Source organism: Thermus brockianus (assembly GCF_021462505.1).
Classification (GTDB): Bacteria; Deinococcota; Deinococci; order Deinococcales; family Thermaceae; genus Thermus; species Thermus hydrothermalis.
On record NZ_JAKEDV010000025.1, the window covers coordinates 1 to 1,038 of the forward strand.

Below are 1,038 nucleotides of genomic sequence, written 5' to 3' on the forward strand. Positions count from 1 at the left end.
CCCCCCTTTCGGATATTCAATGCATACCCCCTTGACAAGCCAAAGGAAAAGGGGGCGCTTGGTGAGCTGTGGAAGAACACCAGACGCCCCCTTCCATCCTACCCCTGCCCCTGGAGGAACTGGTCCCCCTGCTCCAGGCATGGCTCCAAGCCCGCTTGCCAGAAGGGGAGAGAAAACCCGGCAGGCCCAGGACCTTCTCCGACCTCAGCCTCTTTCTCTTCCACCTGGTCCGCGCCCTCCTGGGCTTCTCCAGCGAACGCATGCGCCGGGAACTGGCCCGCAACCCTAGGCTCCGCAAGCGCCTCGGTCTAGAGCGCGTTCCCTCCTCTGCCACTCTCAGCGAGCGGAGCCGGAAGCTACCCTGGCCCCTCCTGCGGGGAGGGGAGCGGGTGGGCCGGGGGAGGCGGGTGCTGGCCATGGACGCCACCCTTCTCCCCGCCCAGAGGTCGGATGGGGAGGCGGCTTGGGGCGTGGGCTCGGATGGGGGCTGGGTTTATGGGTACAAGCTCCACCTCCTCGTGGACCTGGACACGGGGGAGGTGCTGGCCCTACGGGTGACCCCGGCCTCATGGCACGACTCCCCGGTGGGGCGGGGGATGCTCTGGGGGGTGGAGAGGTTTCCTGGGGAGAAGCCCCCCGTGGTGGTGGCGGACGCGGCCTACGAGGGGGAAGCCAACTTTCGGTTGACGAGGAGGCGAGGGATGCTTCTGGTGACGGGGCATAACCGGAGACGGGGAAGGCCAAAGGGGAGGGGGCGGCTTTTGAACCTGCGGCGGCGGGGGAGAGGTGCGTACCGGAGGCTTTTGGGGCGGCGGTGGGAGCTGGAGACGGTCTTTGGTCTGCTGAAGGGGCCGATGGGGCTGGTGGGGGCGGTGGGGAGGGTACGGGGGCTGAAGGCGGTGGCCCTGCAAGTGGAAGCTTGGGTGATGGCCTGGAGCGTGGTGGCCCAGCTTCTTGGGCAGGCGGGTCTGCCCATCACCCGGGTGTTGCGGGCGGTGGCGTGAGGTGAGTACGCAGATGAATATCCGAAAAGGGGGC

The 1,038-nt window shown here is 67.7% G+C and carries 1 protein-coding gene; it reads left to right on the plus strand.

The features are described 5' to 3' along the window. Positions 1-68: 68 nt before the first annotated feature. The gene (locus tag LXN00_RS12595) at positions 69-1,004 is read left to right on the plus strand and encodes a transposase (protein ID WP_234508725.1); all 936 of its coding nucleotides are present in this window, start codon (positions 69-71) and stop codon (positions 1,002-1,004) included. The last annotated feature ends 34 nt before the right edge of the window (positions 1,005-1,038 follow it).